14 protein-coding genes are annotated in these 16,250 nt (G+C 68.9%); 11 read left to right on the top strand and 3 right to left on the bottom strand.

The window, feature by feature from the left end; all coding sequences use genetic code 11:
• From CIK71_RS15640 to CIK71_RS15625, 4 genes are all read left to right on the top strand, one after another.
• Positions 1-707: SOS response-associated peptidase (locus CIK71_RS15640; protein WP_096166612.1), on the top strand; the 707-nt coding region annotated here is incomplete at its 5' end.
• A 352-nt stretch (positions 708-1,059) separates the two neighbouring features.
• Entirely contained in the window at positions 1,060-1,257 is a 198-nt protein-coding gene (locus CIK71_RS15635) for a hypothetical protein (protein ID WP_096166611.1), read from the top strand.
• A 279-nt stretch (positions 1,258-1,536) separates the two neighbouring features.
• Positions 1,537-2,022: a Fur family transcriptional regulator gene (locus tag CIK71_RS15630; RefSeq protein ID WP_096166610.1), complete on the top strand. Its 486-nt coding sequence runs from the start codon at positions 1,537-1,539 to the stop codon at positions 2,020-2,022.
• 103 nt (positions 2,023-2,125) lie between these two features.
• Positions 2,126-3,619, top strand: a complete 1,494-nt coding sequence (locus CIK71_RS15625) for a catalase (protein ID WP_096166609.1) — start codon at positions 2,126-2,128, stop codon at positions 3,617-3,619.
• Between the two features lie 296 nt (positions 3,620-3,915).
• Here CIK71_RS15625 and CIK71_RS15620 read toward each other — a convergent pair whose 3' ends face one another.
• Together CIK71_RS15620 and CIK71_RS15615 are read right to left on the bottom strand one after the other, a co-directional pair.
• A complete protein-coding gene (locus tag CIK71_RS15620; RefSeq protein WP_096166608.1) occupies positions 3,916-4,299 on the bottom strand; it encodes a universal stress protein in 384 nt (127 codons plus the stop codon).
• A gap of 107 nt (positions 4,300-4,406) precedes the next feature.
• On the bottom strand, positions 4,407-5,081 hold the full coding sequence (locus tag CIK71_RS15615) for a lysophospholipid acyltransferase family protein (RefSeq protein ID WP_096166607.1): 675 nt from the start codon (positions 5,079-5,081) through the stop codon (positions 4,407-4,409).
• Between the two features lie 257 nt (positions 5,082-5,338).
• On the opposite strand from CIK71_RS15615, the gene CIK71_RS15610 reads away from it, so the two are divergent.
• From CIK71_RS15610 to CIK71_RS15580, 7 genes are all read left to right on the top strand, one after another.
• Positions 5,339-6,796: a Gfo/Idh/MocA family protein gene (locus CIK71_RS15610; protein WP_096166606.1), complete on the top strand. Its 1,458-nt coding sequence runs from the start codon at positions 5,339-5,341 to the stop codon at positions 6,794-6,796.
• A 738-nt stretch (positions 6,797-7,534) separates the two neighbouring features.
• Positions 7,535-7,792: a glutaredoxin-like protein NrdH gene (gene nrdH, locus CIK71_RS15605; protein ID WP_158542007.1), complete on the top strand. Its 258-nt coding sequence runs from the start codon at positions 7,535-7,537 to the stop codon at positions 7,790-7,792.
• 31 nt (positions 7,793-7,823) lie between these two features.
• Positions 7,824-8,222 carry a class Ib ribonucleoside-diphosphate reductase assembly flavoprotein NrdI gene (nrdI, locus tag CIK71_RS15600; RefSeq protein ID WP_096166605.1) on the top strand — a complete coding sequence of 133 codons (399 nt, stop codon included), beginning with the start codon at positions 7,824-7,826 and terminating at the stop codon, positions 8,220-8,222.
• Between the two features lie 5 nt (positions 8,223-8,227).
• Entirely contained in the window at positions 8,228-10,360 is a 2,133-nt protein-coding gene (gene nrdE, locus CIK71_RS15595) for a class 1b ribonucleoside-diphosphate reductase subunit alpha (protein ID WP_096166616.1), read from the top strand.
• Between the two features lie 229 nt (positions 10,361-10,589).
• Positions 10,590-11,705 carry a D-2-hydroxyacid dehydrogenase gene (locus tag CIK71_RS15590; RefSeq protein WP_096166604.1) on the top strand — a complete coding sequence of 372 codons (1,116 nt, stop codon included), beginning with the start codon at positions 10,590-10,592 and terminating at the stop codon, positions 11,703-11,705.
• A gap of 240 nt (positions 11,706-11,945) precedes the next feature.
• Complete coding sequence (locus CIK71_RS15585; RefSeq protein ID WP_241964131.1) at positions 11,946-12,719, top strand: IclR family transcriptional regulator; 774 nt, start codon at positions 11,946-11,948, stop codon at positions 12,717-12,719.
• Between the two features lie 239 nt (positions 12,720-12,958).
• Entirely contained in the window at positions 12,959-14,434 is a 1,476-nt protein-coding gene (locus CIK71_RS15580; RefSeq protein WP_096166602.1) for an MFS transporter, read from the top strand.
• An 88-nt stretch (positions 14,435-14,522) separates the two neighbouring features.
• On the opposite strand, the gene CIK71_RS15575 is transcribed toward CIK71_RS15580, so the two are convergent.
• Positions 14,523-15,974 (bottom strand): DUF418 domain-containing protein, encoded by a 1,452-nt coding sequence (locus tag CIK71_RS15575; protein ID WP_176485668.1) that lies wholly within the window; start codon positions 15,972-15,974, stop codon positions 14,523-14,525.
• Positions 15,975-16,250 lie beyond the last annotated feature (276 nt).

Raw genomic sequence — 16,250 nt, 5'->3', positions numbered from 1 at the left:
GAATGATTCCTTCCCCCGGCAATGCCCACGGGCTGATGCGGGCCTACGCGGCCCAGCCCTCCAAGGAGTTCGACTGGGACCCGGTGTTCAGCGTCGCGCCCCGCACGAAGGCACCGGTGGTGCGCGAGCACGTCGATGAGGACGGCGAGCTGCAGCGGACCCTCGAGTTCGCCCGATGGGGATTCCAGCCGGCCTGGGCGAAGGACAAGGGGCCACGGCCGATCAACGCCCGCTTCGAGACCGCCGCGACCAACGGCATGTTCCGGGCAGCGTTCGCCTCGTCCCGCGCCGTGGTGCCGATGTCCGGCTACTACGAATGGGTCGACACCGAATCCGGGAAACAGCCCTACTACGTGCACGCCACCGATGAGCACCAGCTGCACGCCGCCGGCCTCACCACCGCCCTGAAGGCGGACGAAGGCGGCTGGGACGTCACGTTCACGATCATCACCCGGGAGGCGAAGGACGCAGCCGGCGACGTCCATGACCGCATGCCCGCCTTCCTCGACGAGGACCTCATGACGGAATGGCTCGCCCCGGGGAAGCTCGACGCCGACGACCGCGAGCGGCTGCACGGCGCACTGGGGGACGTGTCCGAGCGCCTCGCTGCCGAGCTGATCACGCATCCCGTCGACCGGGCCGTGAACAACGTCCGCACCCTCGACCGCACCGATCCCAGCCTGATCGCACCCCTGATCCTCGGCTGACTGCGGCGAGGCGCCAGGAGCGACGCAGCGCCAGCCCCGGGCACGACGAAAGCGCCCCCTCCTGACCGTGAGGCCAGGAGGGGGCGCTTCTGCGTGTCCGGTCGTGTCGCTCCTGTGCTCCCTTGACCGGACGAACTGCCGGAGGCAGATGCCCGCTCCCGCCGTAGAAGGAGGAGGGCGTCCCTTCCCAGGGGTCACCTCGCCAAGGGTTTCGAGGACACCGCGAGGCGACCGCGACAGAGTACAAGCGCCAGGGCCGTGAGCGCCGAACACTCGGTCGGCCGTGAATACGGCGGCGTCGGGAACGCGCCGCTAGGGTCGCTGGATCGCCCACCTGACGAAGGAGTCGCAGATGGAACACGACAAACTGCTCGAGACGATCAGAAGCGTCATCGAGCACCGCCCGGACTCGGACGACTCGCACCGGCCGGAGGATTACGACCTCGAGGCCATCGTTGCCGAGGTCAACCAGGTCACCGGGGGAGCGGACGCGAGCGGCCTCGATCCTGAGCAGTACAGGCGGATCGTGGAGAAGCACCGCAGACCATGAGGCGAGCGCGCCGCAGCCCGACGAAGGGCGCGAGGCCAGCAGGCAGCCCCAGAGCTCTGTGCAAGGGTTCGTCAGTCGTCAGTCGTCAGTCGTCAGTCGTCAGTCGTCGGTCGCCGCGTCGTCCGTCGCGCGCCCTTCGTCCTTCGCCCTCCGCTCTGCGCCCTCTGGCTGCCGGTCGGTGACCACGACGACGTCGACGTGGTACTGGCGCTGAGCCTCGTCCCAGCGCCCCCGCTTCCTTTTCTTGAATTAGTCCAGAGAGCGCGCTAGAGTAGAGGCATGCCGACGATCGACCACACCTCAGCCCTGCGTGGGGCTGGACTGCGCGTGACCGCTCCGCGGCTCGCGACGCTGGCGGCGGTCGCTGAGCATCCCCACGCCGATGCCGAGCTGATCGCCCACGCGGTCCGCGAACGCCTGGGCACGGTGTCCCGGCAGGCCGTCTACGACGTGCTCAACGCACTGTCCGACGCGGAGCTGCTGCGCCGCGTCTCCGTCGGCGGCCGCAGCATGCAGTACGAGCTGCATCGCCACGACAACCACCACCATCTGGTGTGCACGGAGTGCGGTCGCCTCGAGGACGTCCCCTGCTCCGTGGGACACGCGCCCTGCCTGACCCCGGGAGACGACCACGGCTTCGAGATCGAGGTCGCTGACGTGGTCTACCGCGGCGTCTGCTCCGATTGCCGGGCCGCGAAGGGTTCCGGCGGCGCGCTCGGAGACGCAGCGCCCGCCGCCGTTCCCGCCGCTCCCGGCACCCCCTAGAACTCCCTGGCCCGTCCTGGGCTCAGGTGCTCCTGTACCTACCACCCTTGTCAGTACTTTTCGTTACGGTTCGTCAGAAAACCATCACCATCCGAGGAGAAGAATGAACGACTTCGATCCGACCATCCCCAGCACCACCGAGTCCGGTGCTCCCCGTGAGTCCGACGCGCACTCGCTGAGCGTCGGCGCCGACGGTCCGCTGCTGCTCCACGACGTCGCCCTGGTCGAGAAGCTCGCCCGCTTCGACCGCGAGCGGGTCCCGGAGCGCAGCCCCCACGCGAAGGGCTCCGGCGCCTTCGGTGAGCTCGAGGTGACCGAGGACGTCTCGAAGTACACCAAGGCCGACCTGTTCCAGCCCGGTCGCAAGACCCCGATGCTGCTGCGCTTCTCCACCGTCGCCGGTGAGCTCGGCTCGCCCGACACCTGGCGCGACGTGCGCGGCTTCTCGATGAAGTTCTACACCCAGCAGGGCAACTACGACCTGGTCGGCAACAACACCCCGGTGTTCTTCGTGCGCGACCCGATCAAGTTCCCCGACTTCATCCACTCCCAGAAGCGCACCCCGGATTCCGGCCTGCGCGACAACACCATGCAGTGGGATTTCTGGACCAACTCTCCCGAGAGCGCTCACCAGGTCACGTACCTGATGGGTGATCGTGGCCTGCCCAAGACCTGGCGTCACATGAACGGCTACGGCTCGCACACCTACATGTGGGTCAACGAGTCCGGCGAGAAGTTCTGGGTGAAGTACCACTTCCACACCAACCAGGGCATGGAGTACCTCTCCAACGAGGAGGCGGACCGTCTCGCCGGTGTCGACGGCGACTACCACCGTCGTGACCTCTTCGACTCGATCGCCGAGGGCAACTTCCCCAGCTGGGACCTCTCCGTCCAGGTGATCCCGTACGAGGACGCGAAGAACTACCGGTTCAACATCTTCGACCTCACCAAGACGGTGTCCAAGAAGGACTACCCGCTGATCAAGGTCGGCACCATCACGCTGAACCGCAACCCGCAGAACCACTTCGCGCAGATCGAGCAGGCCGCCTTCAGCCCGTCCAACACGGTGCCCGGCATCGGCCTGTCCCCGGACAAGATGCTGCTGGGCCGCTCGTTCTCCTACCCGGACGCGCAGCGCCACCGCATCGGCACCAACTTCAACCAGCTGCCGGTGAACCAGCCGATCGTGCCCACGAACTCCTACGACAAGGAGGGGTTCATGCAGTTCCTGCACTCCGGCGACGCGCCGGTGTACGCACCGAACTCCTACGGTCGCGCCTACCAGGACGAGCAGGGGCCGGTCGACAACGGCTGGGAGGCCGATGGTGAGCTGGTCCGCGCGGCGTACACCCTGCATGCCGAGGACGGCGACTTCGTCCAGCCCGGCATCCTGGTGCGCGAGGTCTTCGACGACGGCGACCGCGATCGCCTGGTCCAGACGGTCTCCGGTGGCCTGAGCACCGTCAAGGAGCCGGTGCTGTCCAACGCGATCCAGTACTGGAAGAACATCGACCAGACTATCGGCGAGCGCATCGAGAATGCCATCGGCACCGCCGCAGCCGACGATCAGCCCGGCGGCGACCCGCTGGACGCCTGATCCGCGAGATCCGCTCGGCCTGACCGATCCGTCGGGTCAGGCAGGGCGGTCGCCGATCTCGGCGGCCGCCCGCGGTCCCTCCGGCGCATACAGGAGCGCGGCCCGTCCCCCAGGGGATAGGCCGCGCTCTTGTGTGTCGGTGCGGTGCGGTGCGGTGCGGTGCGGTGAGCGCGAGGGCGCTTGTCCTGCAGATCACGTCCGTCAGGCCACGACGGTCGGGCCGCCGTAGCCGGATCACGCAGTCAGGCTTCCGGAGCCGGATCACGCAGTTGGGCCTCCGGAGTAGGGCCACGCAGTCAGACCACCAGGACTTCGCTGGGGGAGGAGAGGAGCAGCTTCTGCACCGTCAGCCCGAGCAGATGCCGGGCGAGGTCGTTCTGACGGCGGATGCCCAGCACGAGCAGCTCCGCGTGCTCCTCCTCGACCACGCGCAGCAGGACATCGGAGATGTCGTCCTCGGTGTTCTCCTGGCGGATCTCGACGCGCATCGTGGCCTGGCGGAGCTCATCGCGTGCGATCTCGAGCTGCTGGTCATCAGCGTGCCGCGGATCGGAGGCCACTCCCACGCGCACCACGTTCACGACGATCAGCGGCCCACCGCGCTTCTCGGCCTGCTCGCGAGCGGCCGCCAGCGCCTTGAAACCCACGTCGGTGGGGATGAATCCGACGACGACTGCCATCTGCTCTCCTCGGGTGCGGTCCGGACGTCGGCCGCACCCGGGGTCCGGGCGTGGCCTTCCCCGATCCTACGGGCTAGGGGCCGGTGACTGCTGGTGTCAGTGGGGGTTCAGAACTGCGAACTGGACGAGGAGCTGGACACGTCGGAGCGCTGCTGCCCCGAGAGCTGCTGGATCTCGTCCATGATCCGCGCCGTCATGAGGCGCCGCTTGACGCCCTTGGAGGCTGCGGGATCGATGTCGCTGAAATCGATGGGAGCGCCGATGCGCACGGTCACCGCGCCGCGCTCGGGCAGCTTCTTCTTCATCAGCTCCGGGGTGCCCTTGAGGCCGACGGGCAGCACGGGACGCCCCGATTCGAGCGCCAGCCAGGCCGCACCCTGCTTGCCGGTATGCAGCAGGCCGTCCTTGGAGCGGGAGCCCTCGGGGTAGATGCCGAATCCGGCGCCGTCACGCAGGATCTCCTGGGCCGCCTGCAGGGCGCCCTTCCCGGAGGCGAGCGCCTCACGGTCCACGGGCACCGCGTCCACGGCGGTGAAGAACCACCTCAGGAGCCGGCCGCGGGGGCCCTTCTGGGTCCACAGGCTCTGCTTGGCCACGAAGCGGATCTGGCGCGGCACCGCGACCGGCAGCACGAAGCTGTCGATGTTGGAGAGATGGTTGGAGGCCAGGATGAACCCGCCCTCACGGGGAACGTTCTCCAGACCGACGACTCGCGGCTTCCAGATGAGCGATACGAAAGGACGCACGAAGGTGCGCACCCCCATATAGAAGCGCTGTGACACGTGGTCCTCCTGAGTCGCCGACAATGCGCACCACGATAACCCCGCCGGGGCGGTGCGCTGCACGGCGGCTCCTGAGGCATTCTTCGACGACCCCCAGGTCGCGCCGGTGAAGCGGCCCGAATGGGGTCGGCCGGGTGTGGTAGAACAGGCGTGCGTCCCGCGCCGAATCCGAGGTGCGGAAGCCGGGGATCGCCCAGGCGCCCGCTGCGCGCCCGCGGTGCCGCCGCCGATCCCCGTCGAGCCCGAGGAGCCTGTCGATGCCGAAGACCCTGAACATCGCCGTGATCGGCGCCGGAACCATGGCTCAGGCCGTGCATCTGCCGGTGCTGCGCAGGCGCTGGGACCGGTTCGTGGTCACCGCGCTGGTCGACCACTCTCCCCGCCGCCGCCGGGAGTCCTCCGAGGTGTGGGGGATCCAGGAGGAGCAGCGCTTCGAATCGCTCGCCGATCTCCTCGCGGCCGTGCGCGCGAAGACGGTGAGCATCGATGCCGCCGTGCTGTCCACCGACGGTCTGCACGTGGACGACCTGCTGCAGCTCCTGCGCCGCGGGATCCCGGTCCTGGTGGAGCCGCCCCTGGGCTTCTCCGCGGAGGAGATCGCGAAGGTCACCGACTTCGAGCGGATGACGGGACGACGCCTGCTGATGATGGCCTACCCCCAGCAGTACGACGCCTCCGTGGCCGCGATGGCCGAGCAGATCGCGCTCAAGGACCTGCGGATGATCGACCACGAGGTGCTGATGCCCGCGAGCCAGCCGCTGTTCGGCGGCGCGCACGTGACCACCTCCTCCTACGACCTGCCCTCCGAGAAGCGCGCCGAGCGGCGCACCGCTCTGCAGGCCGCCGTCGTCGCGGGCACCGGTGACGGAGCCACCCAGCGCGACCGCGACCTCTATGTCAAGGGTCTGCTGACCGGCGTCGCCCACCAGCTGGCCGTCACCGAGGCGGTCTACGGCTCGGTGGCGCGACTGCGCGCGGTGCGTCACTGGCCCAAGGGCGTGATCCCCGGTTCGATCGAGCTGCTGGGCGAGCTCGAGGGGGGCGCGCAGGTGCGCCTGGTGTGGCACTACCTCCCGTTCGCCCCCGAGTACTCGGAGTCCGTCCAGGTGCTCTCCGCGCGGCGGCGCATGCAGGTCGAGCTGCACGCCCCCTCGCACGGCGACCGGCGCTCGACGCTCTCGCTGCGGGAGAAGAAGTCCGGCGTCGTCCAGGAGACCTCGACCACCGCGACCAAGGGCTCTGCGGAGGCGATGTGGGAGGCCTTCCATGCCTTCGTGGACAAGGGCACCGCGCCGCTGTCGGGTGCCGCTGAATCGCTGGCCCAGGTCGAGCTCCTGCGCGAAGTGCTCGAGACGATCGTGGTGGCCGACGGTCGCAGTCTCGAGGCGGAGGCCACGGACCCCGCTGACCCGGCCGACGACCCCGCTGGCCCGGCCGACGGCGCAGCCCCCGTCGTCGAGGCCGGCTCCGCCCAGGAGGCCGCCGTGGCTGACGGCGGCGATCCCGTGGCCCCCGGCGACGGCGATCCCCGCATGGTGGTCAGCGCGCCCGCCCACGTGGTGGATCCCGAGCAGGAGGAGGACCCGGCGTCGGCCGTCGAGCCGGGCTCGGCCGCCGAGCCCGCACCTGATGCCCTCGTGGATCCGGAGCCGGGGGAGGACCCCGTGGTCGACGCCTGGTCCGCACCGAAGACGGACGGCCCCTCCCGGAGCTGAGCGCCCCGGCCTCGCCCGCGGAGCCGCCTGCAGGCCAGGTATCCCGACGACGCGACCCCCACAGCTCCGGCTGTGGGGGTCGCCTCGTTCTGGCCTCACGGGGCTCGCCCGACCCATCGCCAGCGACACGCCGACTCTCCGTCACGGGTGCGCTCACCCCTGTGCCGCGAGCGACACGCCGCCCTCCGAGAGGACCCGCTAGCGACACGCCGGACCCGCTTGTGAGGACGCGCGGACGACACTCCGGACCCGCTCGAGGAGACACGCCGACGACACGCCGGGGCGTCGGCCGGACACGCCGGGGATCCTCCTCACGTCCGGGCAGTTTTCGGCCTCTTCGCGGCTCCCGTGAGCAGCCGTCGTCCACCGTCGATGCCGTCTGTCGGAGCCCTCGTCCACACTGCTTGGTGGGCGCATCCTCGGGTTTCGTGCGTGGGGCCGGTCCGTCGTCCCCACTGCTCCCGATCCATCCACAATCTGTCAACATGCGATTGTGGATGACAGTGTTGTAAGTCAGTACATCTTGTGGTCGTTCCGTCGAGGCACCACTAGGTGTAGTGTTGGGGACGTTGCAGCGATCCGGTCCTCCCGGGGATCTGCCGCCGGTCCAGGAGCCCTGGAACGGGGGCAGCAGGGGTGGTCCGAAGCTGGGCACCACGGTCTTCGGACCAACCGCATCACCTGCATGAACCCACCTCTTCGCGCCGCTGGCGCGGCGCTCGAGAAAGGCCCCTTCCCTTGGACATCACCGTGTACTCCAAGCCCCTCTGCGTGCAGTGCGACGCGACCAAGCGTGCACTCAACAAGGCGGGCGTGGCCTACGACGTCGTCGACATCACCGAGGACGCCGACGCCCTCGCCCGCATCAAGTCGATGGGCTACGTCCAGGCGCCCGTCGTCATCACCGAGCAGGACCACTGGTCCGGCTTCCGCCCCGACAAGATCAAGGCCGTCGTGGCCACCGCCGGCGCTGAGCGCAGCGCGACCGCGATCTGATCTGCTGCCGGAGTTCCAGGGACGTATCGGCGTGACGAAGCTCGTCTACTTCTCCTCGGTCTCGGGCAACACCCACCGCTTCGTCGAGAAGCTGGGGATGCCGGCCTCGCGCATCCCTCTGTATCCCCGGGAGGAGCACCTCGTCACCGACGAGGAGTTCGTTCTGGTGGTTCCGACCTATGGCGGGGGCAACGGCCGCGGTGCCGTGCCCAAGCAGGTCATCAAGTTCCTCAATGACGAACGCAATCGGATGAACATCCGGGGCGTGATCGGAGCGGGGAACACCAACTTCGGGGAGGCGTTCTGCTTGGCAGGAGACATCATCTCCGCCAAGTGCCGCGTCCCGCACATGTACAAGTTCGAGCTGTTCGGCACCCCCCGCGATGTGCAGCGGGTGCACGACGGATTGGAAGAGTTTTGGCGACCCTGACCGAGATGCCCCCGGTCGAGCACAACAAGCAGCTCGACTACCACGCCCTCAACGCGATGCTGAACCTCTACGGAGCGGACGGCTCGATCCAGTTCGACAAGGATCGCCTGGCGGCGCGTGAATACTTCCTGCAGCACGTGAACCCCAACACGGTGTTCTTCCACTCGCTGCGCGAGAAGCTCGACTACCTGGTCGAGAACAAGTACTACGAGCCCGAGGTGCTCGAGCAGTACGACTTCTCCTTCATCGAGTCGCTGTCGGAGCGCGCCTTCGAGAAGAAGTTCCGCTTCCCGACGTTCCTCGGCGCCTTCAAGTACTACACCTCGTACACGCTGAAGACGTTCGACGGCAAGCGGTACCTGGAGCGCTTCGAGGACCGCGTCGTGATGGTCGCGCTGGCGCTCGCCGAGGGCGACGAGCAGCTCGCCCGCAACCTCGTCGAGGAGATCCTGGACGGCCGCTTCCAGCCGGCCACGCCCACCTTCCTCAACGCCGGCAAGGCTCAGCGCGGAGAGCTCGTCTCCTGCTTCCTGCTGCGCATCGAGGACAACATGGAGTCCATCGGTCGCTCCATCAACTCCGCGCTGCAGCTGTCCAAGCGCGGCGGCGGCGTCGCGCTGCTGCTGTCGAACCTGCGTGAGTACGGTGCGCCGATCAAGCACATCGAGAACCAGTCCAGCGGCGTCATCCCCGTCATGAAGCTGCTCGAGGACTCCTTCTCCTACGCGAACCAGCTCGGTGCACGTCAGGGCGCGGGCGCGGTGTACCTCAACGCCCACCACCCGGACATCCTGCGGTTCCTCGACACCAAGCGCGAGAACGCGGATGAGAAGATCCGCATCAAGACGCTCTCGCTCGGTGTGGTCATCCCCGACATCACCTTCGAGCTCGCCAAGAAGAACGAGCCGATGTACCTGTTCTCCCCGTACGACGTGGAGCGCGAGTACGGCAAGCCCTTCGCCGAGGTCAACGTCTCGGACACGTACCACGAGATGGTCGACAACCCCCGGATCTCCAAGAAGAAGATCAAGGCGCGCGACTTCTTCCAGATCCTCGCCGAGATCCAGTTCGAGTCCGGCTACCCGTACATCATGTTCGAGGACACGGTGAACCGGGCCAACCCGATCCCCGGCAAGGTCACCCACTCGAACCTGTGCTCCGAGATCCTGCAGGTCTCGACCCCCTCGTCGATGAACGTGGACCTCACGTACGACGAGCTGGGCCGCGACATCTCCTGCAACCTCGGCTCGATGAACATCGCCAAGGCGATGGACTCCGAGGACTTCGGGCTCACCATCGAGACCGCGATCCGTGGCCTGACCTCTGTGTCGGACCACTCGGACATCGAGTCCGTGCCGACGATCGCCGAGGGCAACCGCAAGTCGCATGCCATCGGTCTGGGCCAGATGAACCTCCACGGCTACCTCGCCCGCGAGTCCATCTTCTACGGCTCCGACGAGGGCCTGGACTTCACGAACATGTACTTCTACGCGGTGACGTTCAACGCCATCAAGGCGTCGAACAAGATCGCCAAGGAGCGCGGCGAGGTCTTCCACGACTTCGAGAACTCCGCCTACGGCACCGGTGAGTACTTCGACAAGTACATCGACAAGGTCTGGGAGCCCCGCACCGACAAGGTCCGCGGCCTGTTCGAGAGCTCCAGCGTGCACCTGCCCACCCAGGAGGACTGGAAGCAGCTGCGCGAGGAGGTCCGGGCCCACGGCATGTACAACGCGTACCTGCAGGCCGTGCCGCCGACCGGGTCGATCTCGTACATCAACCACTCGACGAGCTCGATCCACCCGATCGTCTCCAAGATCGAGATCCGCAAGGAAGGCAAGATCGGCCGGGTGTACTACCCCGCGCCGTACATGACCGACGACAACCTCGAGTACTACGAGGATGCGTACGAGATCGGCTACGAGAAGATCGTCGACACCTACGCCGAGGCCACGCAGCACGTGGACCAGGGCCTGTCGCTGACGCTGTTCTTCCCGGACACCGCCACCACGCGCGACATCAACAAGGCGCAGATCTACGCATGGCGCAAGGGCATCAAGACGCTCTACTACATCCGCCTTCGCCAGATGGCGATCGAGGGCACCGAGGTCGAGGGCTGCGTCAGCTGCATGCTGTGAGTCTCTGACCCGACGACGAGGGCGGGCATCCNNGGATGCCCGCCCTCGTCGTCGTTGCGGGTGCCGCTTGGAATGCTCGCCGTCGCCGTCGCCGTCGCCGTCGCTGTCGTCGCGTTCGTCCCCGCCCCCATTGCCTCGACTGCCCAGACCAAAGTGTCGGACGCAGTTCAGCAGGTTGGATCCACTGGGTATGGTGGTGCCGACAGCCCACCGGAGCGAAGGAGCTCGCATGTCCACGACACGACCTGCCATCCCCCAGACCGCACGTCCCGTTTCCGTCGAAGGCTCCGGGGAGGCAGGCGGACGGCCCCGCGTCGTCATCGCCGTGGACCTGCCCGAGGAGCTCTGTCGGACGATCGAGGAGGCCGAGCCGCGCGTCGACGTGATCCGCGACCATCGTCTCTACCGCCCCCGCCGTGGCCCCGCGGACTGGGCCGGCGACCCCGAGCACGTGCGCGGCCCCGAGGAGCAGGCGGCCTACGACGACATGGTCGATTCCGCTGACGTCCTGTTCTCCCTGCCCGACGTCGACCCGTCGGCCCTGCGTCGCACCGCCGACGCCAATCCCCGTCTGCGCTGGGTGCAGGCCATGGCCGCAGGGGGCGGCTCGCAGGTGAAGGCCGCCGGCCTCGATGCGGCCGCGCTGAAGCGGATCACGGTCACCACCACCGCCGGGGTCCATGGCCGCCCGCTCGCCGAATTCGCCCTCTTCGGAGTTCTTGCCGGCGCCAAGACCCTCCCGCAACTCACCGCCCAGCAGCGGGAGCACGAGTGGAGCGACCGCTGGGAGATGCGGCATCTCGACGAGATGACCGTGCTCGTCGTGGGCCTCGGCGGCATCGGTGCCGCCTGCGCCGCGCTGTTCTCCGCCGCCGGCGCCCACGTGCTCGGCACCACCCGCAGCGGAACGCCCGTCGAGGGCGTGGACGAGCTCATCCCCGCTGACGAGCTCGCCCTCGCCGCGGCTCGGGCGGATGCGATCGTGGTGACCCTTCCCGGCACGGCCGCGACCGACGGGCTCGTCGGCGCCGACGTGCTCGCCGCCGCGAAGTCCGGGGTGATCGTCGTGAACGTCGGGCGCGGCACCGTGATCGATGAGCCGGCCCTGGTGGACGCGCTGACGAGCGGTCAGGTCGGCTTCGCCGCGCTGGACGTCTTCGCGACCGAGCCGCTGCCGACGACGAGCCCGCTGTGGGATCATCCTCGTGTCCTGGTCAGCCCTCACACCGCCGCGCTGTCCTCCCGCGAGGAGGAGCGGATCGTACGGCTCTTCGTCGACAACCTGGGCCGCTTCCTCGATGGCGGTGAGCTCCGCAATGTGGTGGATACCGTCGAGTTCTACTGACCATCACCGCATCACCGCATCACCGCATCACCGCGCAGCCTCATGACTGCACGACCGCACAGCCGCACGACTGCAGGACCGTACGACCGCACAGCCGCACGACTGCAGGACCGTACGAGCGCACAGCCGCACGACTGCGCGGTGCACGGGCGACCCGGACGCTTCCGGGACCGCTCAGGGGCAGCCCGGCGCGCCCTGGCCCGCTGCGGGCAGCCCATGCTTCCGAAGGAGGGACCTACCGTGACCAGCCCTGAGACCCGAGACCCATCGCCCGCGGTGTCCCGAGCGATGGGGATCCTGCGCGCCCTCGAAACGGCCGGCGCTCCCCTCACGCTCTCCGAGATCGCGCGGGACATCGGGATCGCCAAGTCCTCGGCATCGAACATCTGCCAGGCCCTCGAGCACGAGGGAATGATCCAGAGGGCGGAGAACGGGTACCGCCTGGGTCTGCGCACGGCAGAGATCGGTGCGGCCTTCGCCGCACAGTTCAACCAGGTGCGCGAGTTCTTCGCCGTCGTCGAGTCGGACCCGCTGCTGCGCGACCAGGTCGTGCAGATCGCCATGCTCGATGCTCCCGATGCGATCTACCTCGCGCGCCACGAGGGTCGCGCAGAACGGCTGGGCACGCCGCTCGGCTCCCGGCTGCCGCTGATCTACTGCGCCGTGGGCAACGCGATGCTGCTCGCGATGGGGGAGGGCGAGCTCGACTCCACGCTCACCGCATCATCCTTCACGCCGAAGACCGAGCGTTCCGTGACGACGTCCGCGCAGGTCCGCGCGAAGGTCCTGGAGGGCCGTGAACGCGGCTACGCGATCGATCGCGGCGAGTCCTTCGCCGGAGTCCACGGCGTCGCGGTGCCGCTGGATCCATGGCAGCCCGGGGATCCGCGCATGGCCCTCGGCGTCGCCCTGGGCGCCTCCGAGGCCGACGACGAGACGGTCGCCGCGATCGGCACGGCGCTCCTGGCGGCCGCAGAACGGCTCACCAACCCGTTGTCGCGCCGACCCGACTGATCGTTTCCGCCCGATCACGGCCCTGCGATCACCGCGTCCCGCGGCCCCGGCGCCTCGGGGCTGCCGCCTCTGCGTGGGCCCGGTCGCCCCCGAGATCGCCGCGTCCTCGCACGCGGTGAGCGCCCGCGACCCGCCCAGTGTTCAACTGGTTGCACTGCGTTCGCAAACGAGTACAGTGGGCGACGCCCCGCGGCCCTCGCTGCGGCCCGGCACACAACCGTCGCATCGAAGGAGATGCCATGACCTCGACGACGAGCAGCCCCCGACCGGCGGGCGCACAGCACCTGTCCGACAAGGAATACGCCGACAACCTCCGTCGTGCCACGCTCTCCTCGAGCATCGGCAGCGCGATGGAGTACTTCGACTTCGCGATGTACGGCCTGATGACCGCGCTGGTCTTCAACACCCTCTTCTTCCCCGAGGGCGATCCGGCGATGAACACCGTCGCAGCGTTCGGGATCTACGGCGTCGGCTTCGTCGCACGCCCCTTCGGAGGGTTCCTCTTCGGCTCCCTCGGGGACCGGGTGGGCCGCAAGTGGGTCCTCGTGGTGACCGTGCTGCTCATGGGCGGCGCCTCCACCCTCATCGGCGTGCTGCCCACCTTCCACCAGGCCGGCTACCTCGCCCCGATCCTGCTGGTCATCCTGCGTCTGCTGCAGGGACTGGGGGCGGGCGCCGAGCAGGCCGGTGCCACCGTGCTGATGGCCGAGTACGCCCCGGTGCGCCGCCGCGGCTTCTTCTCCGCGCTGCCGTTCATCGGGATCCAGGGCGGCACCCTGCTCGCAGCGCTCGTGTTCTCGCTGCTCACCCTCATGCCGGAGGCGGCGTTCCTCTCCTGGGGCTGGCGCCTGCCGTTCCTCGCCTCGTCGGTGCTGATCCTCGTGGCTCTGCTGATCCGCTCTCACCTGCGCGAGACCCCCACCTTCGTGGAGCTGGAGAAGCACGAGCAGGTCAGCGAGCGTCCGCTGCGGGAGATCTTCACCCGCGGCCGCGCCGGCGTGGTGGTGGGCATCGGGCTGCGCATGGCCGAGAACGGCGGCAGCTACATGTTCCAGTCGCTCGCGCTCGCCTTCGTCACCTCCGCCGCGATCGGCCTGGACCGCGGGATCGTCACCTGGGGCGTCACCCTCGGCTCGCTCATCGGGATGATCACCGTGCCGCTCAGCGGTCATCTCTCGGACCGCTTCGGCCGCGTGCCCGTCTACCGGGCAGGTGCGGTGTTCATGCTGGCCTACACCTTCCCGGCCTGGTACCTGCTGTCCGTCGGCGGCGAGCTGGTCGCCGTCGCCATCATCGCCATCGGGATCGGCATCGCCGTGAACACCATGCTCGGCCCGCAGTGCGCGATGCTGCCGGAGCTGTTCGGCGCCCGTCACCGCTACCTCGGCGTCGCCATGGCCCGAGAGATCTCCGCCGTCCTCGCCGGCGGTCTGGCTGGCGTGCTCGGCGCGGCCCTGCTCGCCTGGACGGGTGGGAACTGGATCGTGCTCGCCGTCTACATGGGCACCCTCGCCTCGATCACCGTCGGCGCGACGTTCCTGGTCCCCGAGACCCGTGGCCGGAACCTGCTCGCCATCGAGGACGCCCTGCGCATCTCGCAGGACGAGTGGAGCGACAACGGCGACAACGCCGACGACGCGGACGGCCCGACGGGGCGCGAGCAGGCGCCCGCATCGGACCTTGTGCCGGAGAGCCTCGGCGCCGCACACCGCTGACCATTCGTCCTGGGCTCCTGGGCTCCTGGGCTCCTGGGCTCCTGGGCTCCTGGGCTCCTGGGGCCGCTGGCCGGCGTCCCGGATGGCGTCAGCTCCGCCCGGCTGCCTGCGGATCGTGCCGGCCGTAGGTCAGTCGCCGCAGCAGCAGCTCCGCCGGGCCGCGCAGCTTCTGTGCATCCATCCAGGCCGCGATGGGCAGGGAGATCAGCCAGACGCCGATCGCGATCCCCACGGCCGACGCGGTGCTCAGGCGCACGCCCAGTCCCAGCCCCCATTCCGCCATCAGCGGCGCCAGCATCAGGGACTGGAACAGGTAGAAGGTCAGCGAGCGCTGCCCGACGGCGCTCAGCGCGCGAGTCAGCGCACGCGGCTCAGCGGCGGTCGTCGTGACCACTGCGGAGGCCGACGCGCCGTAGGCCCGCTGGGCCGGTGTCAGCGCGGCCTCGGCAGCCGCTGCTTCTCGACGTCGTACCTTCCGTGACGCTCTGTCCGTGGGGGCGGCGGCCTGGTCCGGGCCCGCGGTCGGCTCCGTGGTGGCGGTGCTCCGGACACGCCCCTCGGCGTGCGCTGCGAGCAGACCGAATGCCGCCGCATAGCCGACGCCGCAGGCCACGCCGGCCAGGGAGTTCAGACCGCTGAAGGCCCAGCCCACCGACTCCGGCAGACCGATGGCACCCGTGATGAGGAGGGCGTCGGGCACTCCGCCGAGCCAGCCGATAGTGATGCCGACGATCGCCGTCCGCGTGAGCAGGTGTGTGTGCCGCCAGGGTTCGTCCAGCACGCGGTGGCGAGCGGCGACCCATCCCAGCAGGACGGCCAGCGGGGTCAGGAGCAGCGCGCCCGGCAGGAGTCCCATGGCCCAGACCGCCAGGCGAGCGAGGATCGAGACCAGGTACGGCTGCCCGTAGGCGTAGTCCCGCACGAGTCCCATCCCGAAGGATCCGGACTCCATGGAGGCGATGACCTCGGGCGGTGCGAAGTAGACCAGCGAGATCGCGCTGACGATGCTGAACAGGGCGAACAGGACCATCAGCGCGATGAGCACGCCGATCCAGATCATCAGGGTGCGTGTTCGTCGGCCGAAGAAGATCCACACCAGCAGCAGTCCGGCGACGGCGTACGCCCCCAGGATGTCGCCGTAGAACAGCAGAGCGGCGTGCAGCAGCCCCAGCAGCAGCATCGCCCAGTGGCGTCGGCGCATCATCACGCGCACGATGCGAGGTGCCATGCCGCGATCGAGACGAGAGCGGTAGAACTGCACCATCCCGTAACCGAAGAGGAACGCGAACAGGGGCATCGCCCGGTGGTCGACCGCGACCGTCATGAGGACCTGCACAGCCCAGTCGACGGAGCTCTGAGCGGGGACGTGCGGGGTCGTCCCCACGGATCCCTCGTGACCCCAGAGGTACCAGGAGACGTTCGCGATCGCGATCAGCGCGAGCATGAGGCCACGGGCGATGTCCGGTGCCAGGGAGCGGCGCGGGGCGACCCGCGGAGCGGTCGGGGGCGGGTCGGTGGCCGGGGTGGGCACGGCGGTCACGTCGGGGCCTTCCTCTGCGACGGCGCGCCCGGATGCCCAGCGCTGCTCGCTGACGGGGCGCCGCGTCGTCCTCCGAACCTAGTGCTGCACCGGAAGCTTGTCGCGCGACGAAAGTCGGGTGACTGTCACGGATCGCCGTGACAGCTCTCAGCGACGGGCGGGTCCGTTCTGGGTGCCGGGACTCGCCCGCGACGCGCCGGGGTGGGCCGCGGGGCACCGAAATCGGTCCGGAGGAGCACCGCTCCTCGGCCCCCGTGCAGGTCGCGGGCACGCGGG

This window comes from Brachybacterium alimentarium, from assembly GCF_002332425.1.
GTDB classification, from domain to species: Bacteria; Actinomycetota; Actinomycetes; order Actinomycetales; family Dermabacteraceae; genus Brachybacterium; species Brachybacterium alimentarium.
Note: the sequence above shows the minus strand (reverse complement) of the source record. Positions and strands in the feature narration are given on the sequence as shown.

Excerpts from the sequence above, each read along its gene's own strand:
- CIK71_RS15580 (WP_096166602.1), top strand. The coding sequence starts at position 12,959 with ATGACCTCGACGACGAGCAGCCCCCGACCGGCGGGCGCACAGCACCTG.
- CIK71_RS15620 (WP_096166608.1), bottom strand. The coding sequence starts at position 4,299 with ATGGCAGTCGTCGTCGGATTCATCCCCACCGACGTGGGTTTCAAGGCG.
- CIK71_RS15590 (WP_096166604.1), top strand. The coding sequence starts at position 10,590 with ATGTCCACGACACGACCTGCCATCCCCCAGACCGCACGTCCCGTTTCC.
- nrdE (WP_096166616.1), top strand. The coding sequence starts at position 8,228 with ATGCCCCCGGTCGAGCACAACAAGCAGCTCGACTACCACGCCCTCAAC.
- CIK71_RS15635 (WP_096166611.1), top strand. The coding sequence starts at position 1,060 with ATGGAACACGACAAACTGCTCGAGACGATCAGAAGCGTCATCGAGCAC.
- CIK71_RS15625 (WP_096166609.1), top strand. The coding sequence starts at position 2,126 with ATGAACGACTTCGATCCGACCATCCCCAGCACCACCGAGTCCGGTGCT.
- CIK71_RS15610 (WP_096166606.1), top strand. The coding sequence starts at position 5,339 with ATGCCGAAGACCCTGAACATCGCCGTGATCGGCGCCGGAACCATGGCT.
- CIK71_RS15630 (WP_096166610.1), top strand. The coding sequence starts at position 1,537 with ATGCCGACGATCGACCACACCTCAGCCCTGCGTGGGGCTGGACTGCGC.